General features: G+C 40.2%; 18 protein-coding genes and 1 tRNA gene. 11 read left to right on the forward strand and 8 right to left on the reverse strand.

The genetic code is table 11. The features are described 5' to 3' along the window. Window positions 1-88 precede the first annotated feature (88 nt). The 4 genes from CRI9333_RS17415 to CRI9333_RS17430 all read right to left on the reverse strand — a co-directional run bounded on the left by CRI9333_RS17415 (window position 89) and on the right by CRI9333_RS17430 (window position 2,195). Window positions 89-391: an endonuclease/exonuclease/phosphatase family protein gene (locus CRI9333_RS17415; protein ID WP_015204493.1), complete on the reverse strand. Its 303-nt coding sequence runs from the start codon at window positions 389-391 to the stop codon at window positions 89-91. 48 nt (window positions 392-439) lie between these two features. Then, window positions 440-985 (reverse strand): hypothetical protein, encoded by a 546-nt coding sequence (locus tag CRI9333_RS17420; RefSeq protein WP_015204494.1) that lies wholly within the window; start codon window positions 983-985, stop codon window positions 440-442. Window positions 986-1,132: 147 nt separating this feature from the next. Then, window positions 1,133-1,924 carry a TrmH family RNA methyltransferase gene (locus CRI9333_RS17425; protein WP_015204495.1) on the reverse strand — a complete coding sequence of 264 codons (792 nt, stop codon included), beginning with the start codon at window positions 1,922-1,924 and terminating at the stop codon, window positions 1,133-1,135. A gap of 187 nt (window positions 1,925-2,111) precedes the next feature. Further along, window positions 2,112-2,195: transfer RNA gene (locus CRI9333_RS17430), tRNA-Leu, on the reverse strand. Window positions 2,196-2,447: 252 nt separating this feature from the next. On the opposite strand from CRI9333_RS17430, the gene murA reads away from it, so the two are divergent. Continuing rightward, window positions 2,448-3,791: a UDP-N-acetylglucosamine 1-carboxyvinyltransferase gene (gene murA, locus CRI9333_RS17435; protein ID WP_015204496.1), complete on the forward strand. Its 1,344-nt coding sequence runs from the start codon at window positions 2,448-2,450 to the stop codon at window positions 3,789-3,791. Between the two features lie 103 nt (window positions 3,792-3,894). Here murA and thyD read toward each other — a convergent pair whose 3' ends face one another. The 4 genes from thyD to CRI9333_RS17455 all read right to left on the reverse strand — a co-directional run bounded on the left by thyD (window position 3,895) and on the right by CRI9333_RS17455 (window position 7,881). Continuing rightward, the gene (gene thyD, locus CRI9333_RS17440; protein WP_015204497.1) at window positions 3,895-4,821 is read right to left on the reverse strand and encodes a thylakoid membrane protein ThyD; all 927 of its coding nucleotides are present in this window, start codon (window positions 4,819-4,821) and stop codon (window positions 3,895-3,897) included. A 105-nt stretch (window positions 4,822-4,926) separates the two neighbouring features. Further along, window positions 4,927-7,116, reverse strand: coding sequence for a serine/threonine-protein kinase (locus CRI9333_RS17445; RefSeq protein WP_015204498.1), 2,190 nt, complete (start codon window positions 7,114-7,116; stop codon window positions 4,927-4,929). A 293-nt stretch (window positions 7,117-7,409) separates the two neighbouring features. Then, window positions 7,410-7,631, reverse strand: coding sequence for a type II toxin-antitoxin system BrnA family antitoxin (gene brnA, locus CRI9333_RS17450; protein ID WP_015204499.1), 222 nt, complete (start codon window positions 7,629-7,631; stop codon window positions 7,410-7,412). Continuing rightward, window positions 7,621-7,881, reverse strand: a complete 261-nt coding sequence (locus tag CRI9333_RS17455; RefSeq protein WP_015204500.1) for a BrnT family toxin — start codon at window positions 7,879-7,881, stop codon at window positions 7,621-7,623. Before CRI9333_RS17455 ends, brnA begins: the two co-directional genes overlap by 11 nt. Window positions 7,882-8,196: 315 nt before the next feature. Between CRI9333_RS17455 and lpdA the strand changes: the two genes are divergently transcribed. The 10 genes from lpdA (at window position 8,197) to CRI9333_RS17505 (ending at window position 18,407) form a co-directional block, all read left to right on the forward strand. After that, window positions 8,197-9,627, forward strand: a complete 1,431-nt coding sequence (lpdA, locus tag CRI9333_RS17460) for a dihydrolipoyl dehydrogenase (protein ID WP_015204501.1) — start codon at window positions 8,197-8,199, stop codon at window positions 9,625-9,627. 101 nt (window positions 9,628-9,728) lie between these two features. Further along, complete coding sequence (trpC, locus tag CRI9333_RS17465) at window positions 9,729-10,616, forward strand: indole-3-glycerol phosphate synthase TrpC (RefSeq protein ID WP_015204502.1); 888 nt, start codon at window positions 9,729-9,731, stop codon at window positions 10,614-10,616. A 238-nt stretch (window positions 10,617-10,854) separates the two neighbouring features. Further along, window positions 10,855-11,100 (forward strand): DUF5340 domain-containing protein, encoded by a 246-nt coding sequence (locus tag CRI9333_RS17470; protein ID WP_015204503.1) that lies wholly within the window; start codon window positions 10,855-10,857, stop codon window positions 11,098-11,100. A 21-nt stretch (window positions 11,101-11,121) separates the two neighbouring features. Next, window positions 11,122-12,084: a hypothetical protein gene (locus CRI9333_RS17475; protein WP_015204504.1), complete on the forward strand. Its 963-nt coding sequence runs from the start codon at window positions 11,122-11,124 to the stop codon at window positions 12,082-12,084. A 140-nt stretch (window positions 12,085-12,224) separates the two neighbouring features. Continuing rightward, window positions 12,225-13,379, forward strand: coding sequence for a pyridoxal-phosphate-dependent aminotransferase family protein (locus CRI9333_RS17480; RefSeq protein WP_015204505.1), 1,155 nt, complete (start codon window positions 12,225-12,227; stop codon window positions 13,377-13,379). A 641-nt stretch (window positions 13,380-14,020) separates the two neighbouring features. Further along, window positions 14,021-14,416 carry a pentapeptide repeat-containing protein gene (locus CRI9333_RS28620; protein ID WP_390370108.1) on the forward strand — a complete coding sequence of 132 codons (396 nt, stop codon included), beginning with the start codon at window positions 14,021-14,023 and terminating at the stop codon, window positions 14,414-14,416. Between the two features lie 127 nt (window positions 14,417-14,543). Beyond that, entirely contained in the window at window positions 14,544-14,906 is a 363-nt protein-coding gene (locus CRI9333_RS17490) for a VOC family protein (protein WP_015204507.1), read from the forward strand. Continuing rightward, complete coding sequence (locus CRI9333_RS17495) at window positions 14,907-15,536, forward strand: hypothetical protein (RefSeq protein ID WP_015204508.1); 630 nt, start codon at window positions 14,907-14,909, stop codon at window positions 15,534-15,536. Next, window positions 15,533-16,810, forward strand: coding sequence for a recombinase family protein (locus CRI9333_RS17500; protein WP_015204509.1), 1,278 nt, complete (start codon window positions 15,533-15,535; stop codon window positions 16,808-16,810). The genes CRI9333_RS17495 and CRI9333_RS17500 overlap by 4 nt, the downstream gene beginning before the upstream one ends. A 139-nt stretch (window positions 16,811-16,949) precedes the next feature. Beyond that, complete coding sequence (locus CRI9333_RS17505; RefSeq protein ID WP_015204510.1) at window positions 16,950-18,407, forward strand: phospholipid/glycerol acyltransferase; 1,458 nt, start codon at window positions 16,950-16,952, stop codon at window positions 18,405-18,407.

Below are 18,407 nucleotides of genomic sequence, written 5' to 3' on the forward strand. Positions count from 1 at the left end.
GGTAGATTGCTCGTACGGGCGGGTTGACAGACAACTTATATTCATACTTTGAATATTCATAAACCCGCCCAGAATTGAAACACTGCTTCTAATCAAATTTAATTTCCACACAAACAGTAAGAGTAGGGTCAAAAGTAAGCAACTGTTGCTTAATTGGATAGCGTGACCAAATTGTTACACAACTTTCTCCCGAAGTGTGATAATTATCTATAGCGGTTGATGCCACACTACTATAAACATCCCCAGGATTAATGATGCTATTTGTCTCAGTCAAAACCCAAATATCAGCATCAATATCTTGAATTTTATTAACAATTACAGGATTATTCAGCCAGCCCTTTGTTCTAGGACGTTTAACATTCCAGGTAGCAATTCTTAAAGACTGAGGCATAACAATTGAGATTTTTTGGTTCATTACTTATGAACCATAATCTACAACCTACTTAATTAGAGTAGCCGTTATCCTCAAATCTTTGTTCTCCAGCTTTTGTCCTTTAGTTACTTGCAGTGGATTAGTCCAATCTACAGGAGAAATATCTACCACATTTACGCTGGTTGTCCATTTTTCTGGGCTTGTAGCAAAAACATAAATGGGTTTACCAATACCAGTATTGGGAACGTATAGAGTATATACACATCCAGTAGCAATATTACCTTGAGCTTTTACTGATTTCCCAATATTTTGATAATTTGGTAAAGATATTCCTGGTTCTCCTTGAGGAGGAGAAGGAGGAAGCGCAATAGCTAAGTAAACAGAAATGTCGCTACAAGCGAAGTTGGGTTTACCACCATTATTGCTACCCTTATTAGTGATTTTTCCACTAATAGAAGTTGTAATAAGTTGTAACTGTGGGCGATTAATTTCGATATTTCCTGGTCTAATCTCTAAATTTGGTTTTAACTGTGCTACTGCTATTCCTGCGCTAGTACTTAGAGATGTTAAGATTACTGCGGTAAGGGTATTTTGAATAAGTTTGGAGTTCATAAATTTTACTTCTCGCTCTCACTTGCGTAAGTATGTGTGGGATTTATCCTGACACTAAATTAATAGATTGAGGTTTAGTGTTTTATGCACCCCAACATTACGCAGATAATTAACCGAACCTTAACAAAGGCTACGAGGTTTATTGTATTAACCTCCAACCTGTAGCCGTTGGCGTTTAGCTTCATATAAAATTAACGCAGTTGCGATCGCCACATTCAAAGACTCCACCCCTCTACTTAAAGGTATTTGCACCTGCACATCAGCTAACGCCTCTAAACCTACTGAAAGTCCAGCACCTTCATTACCCAACAAAATTAAACTAGGTTGTTGTAAATCTATTTCCCAGAAACTTACCTGCGCCTTTGCTGTCGTTGCTATTACTTGTATCCCAGCATCCCGACATTCTTGTACTACCGTCTTTAAATCTGAACTAACAGCCATTGGTAGACGAAACCACTGTCCCGCCGATGCGCGTACAACCTTGGGATTATCCAAATCTACACTATCCGCACTCAACCATAAACCCTCAGCGCCAGCCGCAGCAGCAGTGCGAATGATTGTACCTAAATTACCAGGGTCTTGTAGTGTTTCCAAAGCCAGTCCCACACCCTTAAATGGGATCTGAAGTTGCTTATTAGTTCTGGATCGTGCAGTTGCAACAACACCATCAGGGTTTACAGTAGTTGCGATCGCCTTAATCACTTCAGCACTTACCACTTCTACTCGCTGACAACGCTGACACGCCTCCTCCCAGAGTTTCCCATTTGCTTCCTGCCATTGAAGCGTACAGCAGAGCGTTACCAAAGGATAATTTACAGCACACGCTTCTTCCAGCAAGTGCGTGCCTTCCAGCAAAAACAACTGTTGCTCTCTTCGTTCCTTAGCAGACTGCAACTTACGAATTTGCTTTACCAAAGGATTTTGCAGGCTGGTTAACATTTAGCTCTTAATGGTGCGTTTAGCTTTATTTTGCGACTAATTAAAATATCTTATCGTTGTATTACAAATATTTTATCTGGGTTACCTAAATTTTATTGAGAAATTTCCTGATTTCAAGCTCGGTTAGGAAGAAGAATAATACATATCCAAAAAAGAGACGCGAAATTGCGCGTCTCTCCTTTTAAAATGCGGAACCCGGGACTTGAACCCGGAAGTCCTTGCGAACACTAGAACCTGAATCTAGCGCGTCTGCCAATTCCGCCAGTTCCGCTTGTTTGTGATTGGCTTTGCGATCTTCAAAGATAAGGTAATTCTAGATATTTTGTCAACTATTTTTTTAGATAAATTATTCATCAGGAATTAGAAACTTAAAAAAATTAGAAATTTTTTCCAAGAATTCTTATCTAAGATAGATAGACATACGCTTTGTTTAGTGTAAAATCTAAACAACTTTTCTGTAAATAAAGTTATTGCATTTAGCCCGGAGGATAGACCCATCATCAGCCTAACAGAGACCCAATCCTTGTCTGACACTGACAATTCAGTCTTACATATTTGGGGTAAAGCTTCCCTGAAAGGTCATGTAAACATCAGTGGTGCTAAAAACTCTGCCTTGACAATCATGGCAGGAGCATTGCTTTGTCCCGACGATTGCCGGATTCGTAATGTTCCTGCCCTGGTTGATGTACGGCGGATGGGTCAAATTATTGAATCCTTGGGTGTTGAGGTTAATTACCAAGGTAATATTATTGACTTTAATGCCCGCCACATTGAGCAGTCAAAAGCGCCTTACGAATTAGTTTCTCAACTGCGAGCCAGCTTCTTTATTATTGGTGCAGTACTAGCACGACTAGGATCAGCCCGTGTACCTTTACCAGGGGGTTGTGCAATTGGTGCTAGACCTGTGGAATTGCACGTCCGAGGGCTGCAAGCAATGGGCGCAGATGTGCATATTGAGCATGGCATAGTTTACGCTCATGTACCTGGAGCCAATCCTCGACTCAAGGGTGCAAGAATCTACCTAGATTACCCTAGTGTTGGTGCCACAGAAACCTTAATGATGGCAGCAACATTAGCAGATGGTGAAACCACTTTAGAAAACGCTGCTCAAGAACCAGAAGTTGTCGATCTTGCCAACTTCTGTAATGCAATGGGAGCTAAGATTCATGGTGCTGGAACCAACACCATTACTATTTCTGGCGTTCCCAAGTTACATTCTGTAGACTACAGCATTATTCCTGACCGGATTGAAGCAGGGACATTTTTAGTAGCTGGGGCAATTACCCACTCAGAAATCAGCCTTTCTCCCGTTATCCCAGATCATCTCATACCTGTAATTTCTAAGTTGCGAGATGTTGGGTCAAAAGTAATCCAAGACAGCCCTAACACTGTGCGAATTGTTCCAGGCAACCATATCAAGGCAACGGATATTGAAACCTTGCCTTATCCAGGGTTTCCGACGGATATGCAAGCCCAGTTTATGGCTTTACTCAGCTTGGCTGAAGGCGACTGCGTAGTTACTGAAACAGTCTTTGAAAACCGTTTACGTCACGTTGCCGAGTTGAACCGCATGGGTGCAGACATTCGTGTTAAAGGCAATCATGCAATCATCCGAGGTGTACCACAGCTATCAGGTGCGCCTGTGTTGGCTACAGACTTAAGAGCTTCAGCAGCTTTAGTGCTTGCAGGATTAGCAGCAGATGGTAAAACCATCATCAAAGGATTACATCATTTAGATCGTGGTTACGACAATTTGGAGTTGAAGCTACGCCAATTGGGAGCTAATATCCAACGAGTTACCGATGATAGTACTGAGTCTGATGAATCTACGGCTGCAAGTAAGGAGCTAAGTTCTCAAGAAGCATGAAGCGTAATTCCAAATTTGGATTGTATACGTTTTTAATCTTTAGCCCGCCTGCGCGGGCTTTGCTTGTTTATATCCAGGTTTAATCAAAGGTGGATAAAGCTTTTTAGCTATTACTCAAAATTTCCTCAATTGCTGGTTTGAGTGTGGGAAATTTATATTCAAAGCCAGAAGACAAAGTTTTTTTAGGTAAAACTTCTTGACCTTCCAAAACAACCTTAGCGGCTTCTCCTAACAATGCTTCTAATGCAAAGCTAGGAACTGGTAGCCACGACGGACGGTGCAAGACTTCCCCCAATGTTTGACAAAATTCGTTCATCCGTACAGGTTTGGGTGCAGTTGCATTCAAAATACCTTCTACTTGAGGTTGTTGGAGTGCAAGCATAATTAAGTTAACAACATCGTCTCGATGCACCCAAGAAACCCATTGCTGTCCGCTACCAATAGTACCACCAGCAAATATTTGGAAGATGGGAAGCATTTTCCCTAACGCTCCCCCTTTGCCTAAAACAATCCCTAATCTGATAATTACTAATCGAGTGCCAGTTTGTTTAACTTTTTCGGCTTCTGTTTCCCAAGTTTGGCAAACTTCAGCCAAAAAATCATTACCCGCACTGCTGGTTTCCTCATAAGTAGCAGTTTCGCTAGTACCGTAGTATCCAATTGCTGAGGCATTGACTAAAACAGCAGGTTTGGGGTTAGCTTGGGCTATAGCTTCGACAATCTTTTGAGTCCCCAATTGACGACTTTGAATAATCTTTTGTTTTTGTTCGGGTGTCCAACGTCCCTCAGCAATGGGTTCCCCTGCTAAATTTACTACGGCATCACACCCAGAAATTGTCTGTTGCCAAGCACCGGATTCAGTGGGGGTATAGGCAACTACTTCTAAGTTGGGGAATGCTGAAGCTGGAAAAACTTTTTGTGCTTTGCTGGTACTACGGCTGAAAATTATTAGTTGATGTCCTTCACTATGCAAATGCTCTACTAAACGAGTACCAACAAATCCGGTTGCTCCAGTAATAGCTATTTTCATTAAATCTCCTTTAGTTTGCCTTCTTATCAAGATTAAACGTATTACCTTGCTCTTAACAGATTTCTTGCACTTATGGAGTGCCGTAAATTGACATCGAGATATCTATTAATTGGGTGATTCTGAGGGAGAGGCTTCAGGTGCGGGAGTGGTAGGTTCTGGTTCTGGTTCGGGATTTTTAACAGTAAGGTTGAGTTGATAATCAGTTGATTTTGAACTGTTAGAAACTATGACAATTTCGTAGTAACCAGATTCAGGTAGGGTTCCAGACCAACTTTTTTCCCGTGAATCTGCGAGGATGGGCGTTTTACCAGTTGGGCTATAAATTGACAATAATGTTTTACCGCCGTCTTGTAACTGCACTTCCATTATTTGATCTTGAGTTAGCTGGGCAATATAAGCTTTGCCTTGTCCTTGTTTTAGGTTGCTACTAAGAGTTTTGCTTGTAGTGCCTGGGTCAAAGATAATTCTTTCTAGGGCGGTTCCAGACTGTAAGGCTTGCACTTGATCAAACATGACTGCTTGCCAAATTTGACCTACGGGTTGATTGAGGAAGTTATCAAAATTGAGCTTAAGTGTATTAGCAGAATATTCTGAAAAGATCGATAAATATTTAGCGTCAGTTAAATCATAGAGGGCGCGACTGCTGAGGCGTAATTCATTGACTGCAAGTTTCCAGCGATCGCGATCGCCACTACTATAATTACCCATACCCCGACGTGCTTCTGCACTCAAGTTTGCTTGTTCTAATTTATCTAGCAAGTCAGCAGCAATTTTATCCCAACGTTCCCGCCATTGCTCATCGTCTGTACCGTTGCCTAAATTTCTACCTCGCTGGCTAGGGTATTTGCTCCAAAATGCTTGATTAACTGCGCTGACATAGAAGTTGCTATTAATACCTACTTGAGTACGGCGTTGTTGTAGTGCTTGCTTGCGCTGCCTTTCTTCGGGTGTAAACTGTGGCGATATGGGTTGTTGTTCATCCACAGTAGGAGAAGCACTGGGTGAAAGAGTTGGATCAGGTGATGGGGTAATGTTTCTTTGATTTGAGTTGGAATTTATCCAAACGTTACCAGCTAACCAGCCAATTCCACCAGCAATAGCCAGAATAAAACATACCAGTGCAATTTTTCCGAAGATGTTTAAAAAATTACTATTTGGTTGGGTTTGTATTGATGCTGGTATGACAATGGGTGAATTAGGTGGCTGCTGATAGTGTTGAGGCTGTGAATATTGTTGTCCTGCTGGGTTAGGGGAAACAGCAAATGTAGCTTCTGTTGCTACTTGTAGCGGTGGCACTGAGATTGGTAATTGAGTGGTAGGGTAGGTAGCAGGCGGTTGATTGCTTGTGAGGGCTTGCAAAACTTCTTGTGCAGATTGAAAGCGATCGCCTAATATTGGCTGTAGCATTTTAGTCAGCACACTATTTAAAGTAGGGCTGAGACTAACATCTTTTGACCAATCCCAAGTAACTGTTTGTTGGTTAATTAATTGTTGGGGTTCTTTCCCTGTTAGTAATACTAAAACTGTTACTGCTAAAGCATATAAATCACTGTGAGGAAATACTATTCCTCTTTGCATTTGCTCTGTTGGGGCATATCCTACTTTACCTAGTCGGGTAGGCATTAAAGTTGGTGCATTTGCGATCGCACCTTGATTATATTGAGATTCGATAGTTGCAGCGATTTGTTTAACTCCCCCAAAATCTATCAGTACAGGTAGCCCATCTGAACTACGCAGCATCAAGTTATCGGGAGAAATATCGCGGTGAATTACTCCCAGAGAGTGGATGTAATCTAATACTGGGAGAATTTGAAGTAATAATTGAGTTACTTCTGGTTCACTAAACTTTAGCCCCTGACGCTTACGTGCTTCTAACAGCGCCTTATAATTTTGCCCATCTACAAAATCTTGTACTAAAAATAAGTATCCAGTGCCATTAGTGTTATAGCGAAACATCTCCCTAAAATGGGGAATTTGCTGATGTTGTAGCTTATAAAGTACTCCCGCTTCCCGTTCAAATAATTCCTCCGCTTTTTGTAAAGCGTAGCTACCTTGCACTTGGGGGGCAAATTCTTTTAATACACAAAATTCATTAAAACGGTTACGGTCTTGGGCTAGATAGGTGCGTCCAAAACCACCGTGTCCCAGTTCGCGTATAATCTGATAGCGATCGCCTAAAACAGACCCAACTGCTAAACTGTTGGCACTGGGCAGACTCAACTGTTCGCCACACTGCTGACAAAAGCGACTACCAGCAGAATTTTCGTGTCCTTGGCTGCAATATATGGGCTTCATTAAAGGCGGGCTTGTAAACACGGTTTCAGTTAAGATATAACAAATTAAGTACTATTAAACAAATTCAATTACAACATCTTAATGTTGTAGCCATGCCTACAAATAGGCAAAATAAAATTTACTAGCTGATTCTTGCGAAAAACTACCTCTAATTTTTTAAATTAGAAAGGCTTTGGCGAACTTGTTTTAAGATGTGAATTAAACAAACTTACTAAGGAGATTTGTTTCTTAATTCAACTACACTAACAAATTGGTATTTTCCAGAAATTAATAATTTTTATTATAAGTTAGTGCTAACTTGCATCCAAGCGTTCCGCAATCCAAAATTTAATTACAGCTTGACGATGAAGACCTAAGCGTTGAGCTTCCCTGTCTAACGCATCCACCATCCACTGAGGAAAATCAACATTAACCTGCTTAGTTTCTAACCCTGGGCGACGCAGTGTTGAAAAATCTAAATATTCCAAGACATCTTCCCCATCATCAAACTTCTGATCGAATTCTTCAGCTTTCATAAATTTCCTCCTCATTCTCCCGCGATCTTCGTACTGAAATGATCCTTATGGCTTCACCTCGATAGGTAATAATTGCTGACCAATGCTTATCTCCTATCTTACCAATCACTATTGAGCGAAGTTCTGTAGTTGAGCGTGCTTGTATCTCTACTCGCAGAGGGTCATTCCAAAGCAGTTGTGCTTCTTCAAAATCAATTCCATGCTTTGACTTATTGTTCTGGCTTTTTGCGGAGTCGTATTCAAACTGCACAATTTTACAGCTTTTATATTAATTAATATGATATATCAAACATCCCCGGTTTATATATTTATTTTTTTATCAATTAATTAAATCCTTGATGAGTTAGAATCTTGATTGTTTTCACAAATAAATGCTCATAAAAACAATCCTAATATTGCTGAAATTTAGGTAATTAATCATCGTAAAATGTCATTTTAAAAACACAGTGCCGATAAAATTACGGAATATCAAGCTTAAAACTTTTAATCAAATAGGAATTCACTGTTTATTTAAGGCGTGGGGAATGTCAAAATAAGGAAGGCATGGCGTATCAGGAGTAGGAATGTGAGTCAGACATTTGACTACGATTTATTAATTATCGGCGCAGGTGTGGGCGGACATGGGGCTGCTCTTCATGCTGTCAACTGTGGACTGAAAACCGCCATCGTCGAAGCAGCAGATATGGGTGGAACCTGCGTTAATCGTGGTTGCATTCCCTCAAAAGCTTTATTAGCAGCATCGGGGCGGGTACGGGAGTTGCGTAATGCTCATCACCTCAAGGCGTTAGGCATTCAAGTGAGTGGTGTGGAGTTTGAGCGGGAAGGAATTGCTGCTCATGCTAATAACCTTGTGAGCAAAATTCGTGGGGATTTAACCAATAGTCTGAAAAGATTAGGGGTTGATATTATCCAAGGTAGAGGTAAGGTAGCTGGAACACAAAAAGTTAGTGTTGCTACTAGCACAGGGGAGAAAACTTTCACGGCTAAGGATATTATTATTTCCTCTGGCTCGATTCCTTGGGTTCCTCCTGGGATTGAAGTTGATGGCAAAACTGTATTTACCAGTGATGATGCGATCAAACTAGAAACACTGCCTGAATGGATCGCTATTATTGGTAGTGGTTACATTGGTTTAGAATTTTCTGATGTTTACACTGCCTTGGGTTGTGAAGTCACAATGATTGAGGCTTTAGACCAATTGATGCCAGGGTTTGACCGAGATATCGCCAAATTGGCAGAAAGGGTGTTAATTGCACCACGCGATATTGAAACTAAAGTTAGCACTTTAGCAAGTAAGGTAACGCCAGGTTCGCCAGTAGTAATTGAACTGAGTGACGCTAAAACGAAAGAAGTTATCGACGTGATTGAAGTCGATGCTTGTTTAGTCGCAACAGGTAGAATTCCTGATACTAAGGATTTGGGATTGGAAGCTGTTGGAGTAGAAACAGATAGGCGCGGCTTTATTCCCGTAAACGACCAAATGGCAGTATTATCTGGTGGTGAAGTTGTACCGCATTTGTGGGCAATTGGGGATGCTACAGGGAAGATGATGTTAGCTCACGCGGCTTCTGCTCAAGGCGTTGTGGCAGTTGAAAATATGTGTGGGCGCGATCGCACTGTTGATTATCACAGCATTCCAGCAGCAGCTTTTACTCATCCAGAAATTAGCTTTGTGGGGATGACGGAAACAGCAGCTAAAGAGTTGGGTGCAGCCGAAGGTTTTGAAGTTGGGGCTGTGCGGAGTTACTTTAAGGGTAATTCTAAGGCGATCGCAGAAGGTGAATCTGATGGTATTGCTAAAGTAATATATCGCAAAGATACAGGGGTTGTGCTGGGCGCTCATATTATGGGATTGCACGCTTCAGATTTAATTCACGAAGCATCACAAGCGATCGCGGGGCGGCAGTCTGTCAACAATTTAGCTTATGTGGTTCACGCTCACCCCACCTTATCGGAAGTTCTGGATGAAGCTTATAAACGGGCGTTAACTGTTTAAGATTGCATTCAGTTGTCAGCAGTCAGCAGTCAGCTAAAACCACAAAATGTAGAGACGCGAAATTTCGCGTCTCTACAAAGCGAAAAATCTCTCCTGAGTCTATGCAAATCCGAAGAAGACATCCGAATCCGTCAGTTTCTATCACTACCTTGCGCTACGAAGTTAAAGTACCAGATGCTGAACCAAGACATATTTTAGAGAAAATTGTCTGGCAAAAAGAAACAGAAGTTGATCAGATGCGGGAACGTCTTCCCCTGATCAAGTTGCAGCAACAAGTTAAAGCAGCACCACCTGTGCGTAATTTTAGAGAAGCATTACGACAGGGAAAGACTAAGCCAGCTTTAATTGCAGAAGTAAAAAAAGCTTCTCCTAGTAAGGGAGTAATTCGAGAAGATTTTGATCCCGTAGCGATCGCACAAGCCTACCAGCAGGGAGGAGCAAGCTGTTTGTCAGTACTTACTGACAAAGTATTTTTTCAAGGCAGCTTTGAAAACTTGGCTCTAGTGCGTAAGAGCGTAGACTTACCAGTGCTGTGTAAGGAATTTATCATCTATCCTTACCAAATATACTTAGCTCGCAGTTATGGGGCTGATGCTATCCTCTTAATCGCAGCTATTCTTAGCGATCAAGACTTGCAGTATTTTATCAAAATTGCCAAAGCCTTGAGTATGACTGCATTGATTGAAGTACATACAGCAGAGGAGCTAGAGCGAGTATTAGCATTGGAAGATGTTAACCTGATTGGGATTAACAATCGCAACTTAGAAGATTTTTCAGTTGATTTGCAAACAACCTGTCAACTTTTGAGTAGCAATAGCAGCCAATTACAGGAGCGGGATATCTTAGTTGTTAGTGAATCTGGGTTACATACTCCAGAGGACATTAAATTAGTGTCTGATGCTGGTGCTAGTGCTGTTCTCATTGGTGAGTCATTGGTGAAACAACCTGATCCGGCTAGTGCGATCGCTACTTTGTTTGCCTATAAATAACGGCTGTAGTCAAAATTAGTTGCTAGGAAAGATGGGGGAAATGGTGGAAAAAAATTCTTTCCTAGCTTTCCTAGCCCAACCAAGTATTTATTACCACGCTCGCCTTTGGATTACCGTAAGCGATAATGATTAAAGGCTAGTAGGTAAAACACATTACCTAATTATCATGGCTGTTGAAAAAAGCCTTAAGCCAATACCCTGCGTAAATTAAATTTTATCAATCCTTATATCTGGTTTCATGGAGCCAATACCCCTGCCATCTCTGATCCACTATGAAGTGCTACTTCAGCTTTTAGAACGCCAAACTTCATTTGCGGCTAGTAATCAGCCTGCAATTAAAGAGCAAGTACAACAGCTAATCATCACACTGCGTAAAGCTTTGGCTCAACAAAAACGACTTGAACAAAGTTGCGATCGCGCAAATGTCCCGATTGAGTATCACTGGTCACTTAATACTATCAATAACATCAAAGATAATTTTTAAGCAGGCGATGGGAGGTATCAAGTGCCTGAACACGAATCAGAGGATAATGAGCGGGAACCCCAAGCGGCGACAGATACCGATCAAGCCGCAGTTGAGGCTACTGATGCCGAAGAGGTAAATTTAGCCCAAGGAGAAGCAAATTCGCTTGTCCTTCATAAACACGATGATCTCTCCAAGTTTCAGCAAAAGTTTTCCCACGCACACCAAAGTTTAGAGCGTTTGCAAAAATTAGGGGAAGCTTTAGAACATTCTCAGATCTCGATCGCTGAGTTAAGTAACCAATTAAGCAAACCACAAAGCATAGAAATTCAGCTTGCTAAGACTGAGGAAGTTACAAACCTTCAGCAACAGGCTATTGCTCAACTTAAGGAACTGCTTTTTGGTGAGCAACAGCAGGTAGAAGACGAGACTGTGCGAACCTTATTGGCTACTATCGAAAATTTTATGCGATCGCAACAGCTTGAGCTAGGGCATCTTAAAACTGAGTTAATCCTAGAACGTGCTAAAACTAAAACTGAGAAACAGCAACTCCAAAGAGAGCTTAATCAAACATATACAGATCAAGAAGCACTGCAAGAAAAAGTGCGATCGCTTGAAGCAGAAATTTTTTCTGCTCGAAGTTTGGCTGGGAGTCTAGAAATGCAGTTGTTGGCGGCGCAACGGGAAATTGCAGCACTGCAAGAGCAATTAAGCGATCGCATCATTCTATTGCAAAATCAGGAATATCAAGCAGAGTTACAGGACTGGAAACAGCAGTGTGAAGAAAACCAACGCCAAATTCAACATTTACAAGAAACGTTAAAAAAATTATTACCAGATGCCAGTGAAAACCTCTTAGAATTACTAGCTAATCCTCAACATCCCACTGAAATTGAGACAATATCCCCAGTGATTTCCGATCAAGAGGCATCAACAAAATCTCACAAATTTCTGCAAGTAGATTTACCTAATTTCTTAAAGAAGGCAATTAACAATGACCAATGAACAATTATCAATGACCGATGACCAATGACCAATGACCAATGACCAATGACCAAGCAGATCTAAAAAGAAATGCAGAAATTAGCAATTTTAACTGCTAACTTTTGCTAAAATTTGAAGCCTTCAGATTAAAGGAACTAATAATGGACAATAAGTTAATGTTGATGATTCCTGGTCCCACTCCGGTACCGGAACAGGTATTGCTTGCTATGGCTAAACACCCTATCGGTCATCGGAGCGGTGAATTTAGCAAGATTATGGCAGAGGTGACAGAAAACCTCAAGTGGCTGCATCAAACTCAGAATGATGTTTTGATGTTGACTGTATCCGGTACTGGAGCGATGGAAGCTGGAATTATTAACTTCCTGAGTCCAGGCGATCGCGTTTTAGTAGGATCTAATGGTAAGTTTGGCGAACGCTGGGTCGAAGTTTGCGAAGCTTATAGTCTTAATGTAGATCCAGTCACGGCAGAATGGGGTAAACCTCTTGATCCTGAACAATTCCGTGAAAAATTAGAAGCTGACACCGAAAAGCAAATTAAAGCTGTCATTATTACTCATAGTGAAACATCCACTGGGGTAATTAATGATCTTGAAACGATTAACCGCCATGTGAAAGCTCACGGTGAAGCTTTAATTATTGTTGACGCGGTTACTAGCTTGGGTGCGGCTAATGTACCTATTGATGATTGGGGTCTAGATGTAGTGGGATCTGGCTCTCAAAAAGGTTATATGATTCCCCCAGGATTAGGTTTTGTTGCGGTTAGTCCTAAAGCTTGGGAAGCTTACGAAAAAGCGAAACTTCCAAAGTATTATTTAGATTTGAAGCCTTATCGCAAGAATGCTGCTAAAAATACTACTCCGTTTACTCCACCAGTTAATTTAATAATTGGGTTGCAAGCGGCGTTGCAGATGATGAAAGCTGAAGGTTTAGAATCTATATTCGCTCGTCATCTGCGTCAGATGAATGCTACCCGTGAAGCGATGAAAGCTTTGGGTTTACCTTTGTTTGCGCCAGATGGTGCTGGGAGTCCTGCTATTACTGCGGTAGCACCTACTACGGTGGATGCCGAACAAGTGCGTTCTGTAATGAAGAAACGCTTTGATATTGTTTTAGCTGGTGGACAAGACCACCTCAAAGGTAAAATTTTCCGTATCGGTCACTTAGGGTTTGTGAGCGATCGCGATATTCTTACTGCTGTTGGTTCTCTAGAAGCTACTTTAATCGAGTTAGGACACCAAGGCTTTACTTCGGGTGCTGGTGTTGCTGCTGCGGCTAAGGTAATTGCTAAATCTTAACTAAGACTTACGCCAAACAGCACGCGGGCAAGATGCCCGCACTACATTTGTAGAGAAACGCGAAATTTCGCGTCTCTACATCCCTTAAGTTCTGTATTTATAATGTATATAACTAATTTATTCATTATACTATAATTCATAGTCTCAACTCTATTAAAAATTAATTAAATCTCTCTTCATAAATATTAATTTTTCTATAATTAAGTTATCATTCACCTTTAGAAATTTTATTAATTTGCTCTATATACTACTAATTGCTAAACAGCTTTTTATTAACATAGAAAAAACCTATCGTCCAGGTCTTAAGTGACACTTTTATAAAGTGGCTACTACTGATCCCAATTTTTATTTAAATTAGATAAGACTAAAAGGCATCGAGTTATATACATACGGTGCTTATGCTAAATTTAATTGCTTCTACCAACAAATTTTCAAATATTACCTACATTTCTCAAAAAATATCTATCCGTGCTGTAATTACAGCTATGCTGCTGATATTTAGTGGTAGCATCGGGCTGCGTGCGATCGCGCAAACAACATCTCCACCATTTTTAGTAGCGGAAGCTCCCGATAGCGCAAACAATAACACACAGAATGTAGACGGTCAAATCAATTCTCAACCACTACCCAGTCTCCCCTCGATTTCAACAACACCTATTCAAGCGTCAAAAAGCAACGAACTCAACCGCTTGTTGTCTACAGGAGAATGTGAAGGGTGTAATTTAGTAGGAGTCGATTTAAGCGGAGTGCATTTGGTAGGTGTTGATTTGAGGAATGCTAATTTGCAAGGAGCAATTTTAGTAAATGCTAATTTAGAAGGTGCTGATTTAGCGGGTGCAAATTTACAAGGCGCTAATTTTACAGCCGCTTTTGTGAGTGGGACTAACTTTAGTAATGCTAACTTAACACAAGTTAATTTTACTCAAGCTAAATTAATTGATTCTGAAGTTGCTGGTGCGGTTTTACAAGATATCACTTTAACTGATGCTGAAGTGTTTAATACAGCTATCAGCATTGGTGGAGAGTATTCGGAGTAAGTAAACAACCGTGTACAAAAAGAATAACTATCCAATTACGCCTTTAATCTTCCCTTTCTAGGATTAAGAGCGTTTTTATATTTCTGCTAGGCTTAAAATTAAATATCCTTAGCTAAAATAGCCCAATATGCAAATTAAAGATTGTCTCCATATAGCTATTCTTGTTTCAGACTTAGAACGTGCCGAGCATTTTTACGGTAAGATTTTAGGATTATCCCAGGTAGATCGCTCGTTAAACTTCCCTGGTACTTGGTATCAAATTGGAAATTTACAAATTCATCTAATTGTAGATACAACTATTCAATCACAGCTACATAACTCTGAAAAATTAGGACGCAACCGCCACATTGCTTTCTCAGTTACTAATTTAGATGAAGCAAAATCACAGTTAATTGCTCATGGTTGCGAAGTCCAAATGAGTGCATCTGGTCGCGCTGCTTTATTTACAATAGATCCAGATGGTAATGTAATTGAATTAAATCTTGGATAAATGGTACAAACAATCCCAGCTAGAAACTTGGCGCTAGGAGATTTAATAGATAAATTTAATCTCCAACGTGCTACTGATGACCAATTCTTTACAGAATGGTTAACTGATTTACCTGAATTGAGTGAGGTAGAAAAGCAAACTTTAGATAGAGTTAAAAATAACTATCTTTATTTAATTGAACGCTATTCGATGAGCGAAAGCATTGTCAAAATGGTAGTGCTATCGCCGTTACTAGACTTAGCAGGTTTTTATCAACCGCCCTATCGCGTTGAGGGGGAACCTTCGGTAGAAATAGTTGTTGAGGATGAAGGCGAAATTGTTAGGGGACAGATTGATGTTTTAGTTTTACACCACCAATTGTGGATACTGGTAGTTGAGTCTAAGCGTAATACTGCGTCGATAGAAGTTGGAATACCGCAAGCTTTAGCTTATATGCTTGGTAATCCTAACCCTGAAAAACCTACTTTTGGTTTAGTTACTAATGGTAGTTACTTTGGGTTTTTGAAGTTAACGCAACAAGGTGTACCACAATACGCTAGATCTGATGATTTTTCCCTTTATCGGCGGGATAATGAATTGTATAGTGTAGTGAGTATCCTTAAGCGTTTGGGTAATTTACTACTGCAATGAGAATCATTGCATATATCTACACTGATCCTTTATTAGAATCTGCTCCCGATTCTAATATTTGGGGGTGGGAAATTGATCGCGTTTATCAAGATTTGGGAGGTCGTCAACAATTAAAGCAGTTATTTAAAGATTGTATTGCGGAACCAGCAGATTATTTATTAATTAGGCGACTGGAAGATTTGGGTGATTCGGTAGCGGAAGTATGCGATCGCATTTCTGAGATAGAATCTCTTAAGATTCAGCTTGTTGCGACAGAATGTGAAATTCCTCAACAACTACAATTACTGCAACTGTTACAACAAATTCAGTATAACCAACGGCGCGATCGCATTCGCCAAGGACACGCCCGCAACCGCCTTAAAGCTGCACCACCACCAGGAAAAGTACCTTACGGTTATAAACGAGGTAAAGATCGCTACATACTAGATCGTAGTGCTGCACCTGTAGTTAAAGATTTTTTTGAGCAATTTTTACTTTATGGTTCTTTACGTGGTGCAGTGCGCTATTTAGAAAAGAAATATGGTAAGAAAATTTCTGTTTCTACTGGACAACGTTGGCTAACTAATCCAGTTTATCGGGGTGATACCGCATATCAAAATGGGGATGTAATCTCTGATACTCATGTCAGCATTATTTCTAGGGAAGAAGCTGCACAAATAGATAGACTGCTACGCCGTAACCGCAGTTTACCACCTCGTACCGCCAGCGCAACTCGTTCACTTGCAGGTTTAGTTGTTTGCGGTGAGTGTAATTCACCTACAATTGTTACCCGCGTAACGATGACGCGAAAAAAACAGGAATATCTCTACTTACGTCCCCACAAGTGTCCACTTACACCTAAATGTCGTGCAATTCCTTATCAAGAAGTATTACAGCAGACTATTGAAAAAATCTGTGAGGAATTACCATTAGCTGTAGCTGCGATCAATTCGCCTAATATAGATGGAATTAAGCAAAAATTTAATCAAGAAATTGCTAACAAGCAAGGTATTCTAGATCAGCTACCTGAATTTATTGCTAGTGGCATTCTGGATGTAGAGACAGCAGAGTTACGCGCCTACAAGCTGCGGACAGAAATTGCTGAAATTAAAGATAAGTTAGCGCAACTTCCCCCTGTGAATTTGCAAATGGTAGCACAAGCAGTTTCTATTCAACAATTCTGGCTGGATTTATCTGAATCTGAACGCAGATTTTATTTTAGAGAATTTCTACGTCAAGTTAAGGTAAGGCGTGTAGATGGATTGCAAACTCAGTTAATTTTTATTTTTGATTGATAATTATAATTACATAGCAATTTTATATTATTTTAAAATTATACACAGCAAATAGAATAGAAAAGCTGACGGTGCAGATAGCTGATAGATGACTGCTATCAATTACGATTCTGACTAATCACAACAGGAGAAAATTAGGTTGTCTAATCCAGTGATCCAAGCTCAACCACCATTAGAATTTATCCCACCTGCGTTCAATCCTCTAGTAGTGCAGGGTGTGAAGATGTTGTTACCTATATGGTTGCGATCGCGCACATCCATTACTGAAATTAAAGCAGATAATGTTGAAACTTTAGTTGATTTATATCAACAATTTCAATCAGGAAAAACTAGATTCTTAATGGCATTTCGTCATCCTAGCGCTGACGACCCCTTTTCTCTGTTATACTTGATTTCTTATATATTACCACAAGTAGCAAAACAAAAGGGAATACCGCTCCAAAAACCACTTCATTCTCATTTTATGTATGATCGTGGTATTCCCATTTGGGCTGGATCAATAGTTAGTTGGCTTTATCCACGTTTAGGTGGAACATCTATTCATCGTGGCAAATTAGATCGAGTTGGTTTGCGATCTGCTCGTAACTTATTAGTTAATGGTAATTTTCCCTTGGCAGCAGCACCAGAAGGTGCAACAAATGGTCATAATGAACTTGTTAGTCCTCTAGAACCTGGCATTGCTCAGTTAGGGTTTTGGTGCGCTGAAGATTTACTTAAAGCTGAACGTTCTGAGCAAGTTTTTATTGTTCCCATTGGGATTAAATATAGTTATGTTCAAGCTCCTTGGAAACAAATAGAACAGCTTTTAACTACATTAGAAGCAGATAGTGGCTTGTCTGCAAATAGTGAAAATTCCCAATTTAAAAACCAACAGTTAGTATCAGGTGTTGAACCTTCCGATGAAGTCAAAAAATGGCTTTACAAGAGAGTTTATAAATTAGGTGAACATTTTTTATCTTTAATGGAGAACTTTTATACTAAATTTTATCATCAAAAGCTACCAACAGCACACAAAAAAGAGTTTACTAGCGTTACCTCTACAGAAGAATTAGAATCGCAGTCATTGAGTTATAAGGAATTTAGTACTAGACTTCATGCACTTTTAGATGTTGCCTTGCAGGTAGCAGAGCAATATTTTAATGTGTTACCCAAAGGAAGTTTAATTGATCGTTGTCGTCGTTTAGAACAAGCAGGATGGGATTGTATTTATCGTGAAGATATTAAAAATCCCGAAAAACTTTCAGCCTTAGAGAAAGGACTTGCAGATCGCATTGCTGCTGAGGCAAACTTAAGAATGTGGCACATGAGATTAGTGGAAAGTTTTGTATCAGTTACAGGTAAATATATTTTAGAAAAACCCACAGCCGACAGGTTTGCAGAAACAACTTTATTAATGTGGGATATGATGACCAGAATTAAAGGTGGAAACCCATTTATGCGCCCTAAATTAGGGAAACAACGGGTACAAATGACTATAGGTGAACCTATATCAGTTTCAGAGCGTTGGGATACTTATTCTAGTAGTCGCCGCAGTGCTAAACAATCTGTTGAAAATCTGACTCAAGACATACAAACTGCTTTTGAAAGTATGATTTAG

Origin of the sequence: Crinalium epipsammum PCC 9333 (assembly GCF_000317495.1) — a bacterium.
Taxonomy (GTDB): Bacteria; Cyanobacteriota; Cyanobacteriia; order Cyanobacteriales; family PCC-9333; genus Crinalium; species Crinalium epipsammum.

What these genes read in the sequence shown, in the direction of transcription:
- CRI9333_RS17500 (WP_015204509.1), top strand. Translation starts at nt 15,533, where the DNA reads ATGAGAATCATTGCATATATCTACACTGATCCTTTATTAGAATCTGCT.
- brnA (WP_015204499.1), bottom strand. Translation starts at nt 7,631, where the DNA reads ATGAAAGCTGAAGAATTCGATCAGAAGTTTGATGATGGGGAAGATGTC.
- CRI9333_RS17445 (WP_015204498.1), bottom strand. Translation starts at nt 7,116, where the DNA reads ATGAAGCCCATATATTGCAGCCAAGGACACGAAAATTCTGCTGGTAGT.
- CRI9333_RS17415 (WP_015204493.1), bottom strand. Translation starts at nt 391, where the DNA reads ATGCCTCAGTCTTTAAGAATTGCTACCTGGAATGTTAAACGTCCTAGA.
- CRI9333_RS17490 (WP_015204507.1), top strand. Translation starts at nt 14,544, where the DNA reads ATGCAAATTAAAGATTGTCTCCATATAGCTATTCTTGTTTCAGACTTA.
- trpC (WP_015204502.1), top strand. Translation starts at nt 9,729, where the DNA reads ATGCAAATCCGAAGAAGACATCCGAATCCGTCAGTTTCTATCACTACC.
- thyD (WP_015204497.1), bottom strand. Translation starts at nt 4,821, where the DNA reads ATGAAAATAGCTATTACTGGAGCAACCGGATTTGTTGGTACTCGTTTA.
- CRI9333_RS17420 (WP_015204494.1), bottom strand. Translation starts at nt 985, where the DNA reads ATGAACTCCAAACTTATTCAAAATACCCTTACCGCAGTAATCTTAACA.
- CRI9333_RS17470 (WP_015204503.1), top strand. Translation starts at nt 10,855, where the DNA reads ATGGAGCCAATACCCCTGCCATCTCTGATCCACTATGAAGTGCTACTT.
- CRI9333_RS17425 (WP_015204495.1), bottom strand. Translation starts at nt 1,924, where the DNA reads ATGTTAACCAGCCTGCAAAATCCTTTGGTAAAGCAAATTCGTAAGTTG.
- CRI9333_RS17495 (WP_015204508.1), top strand. Translation starts at nt 14,907, where the DNA reads ATGGTACAAACAATCCCAGCTAGAAACTTGGCGCTAGGAGATTTAATA.
- CRI9333_RS17480 (WP_015204505.1), top strand. Translation starts at nt 12,225, where the DNA reads ATGGACAATAAGTTAATGTTGATGATTCCTGGTCCCACTCCGGTACCG.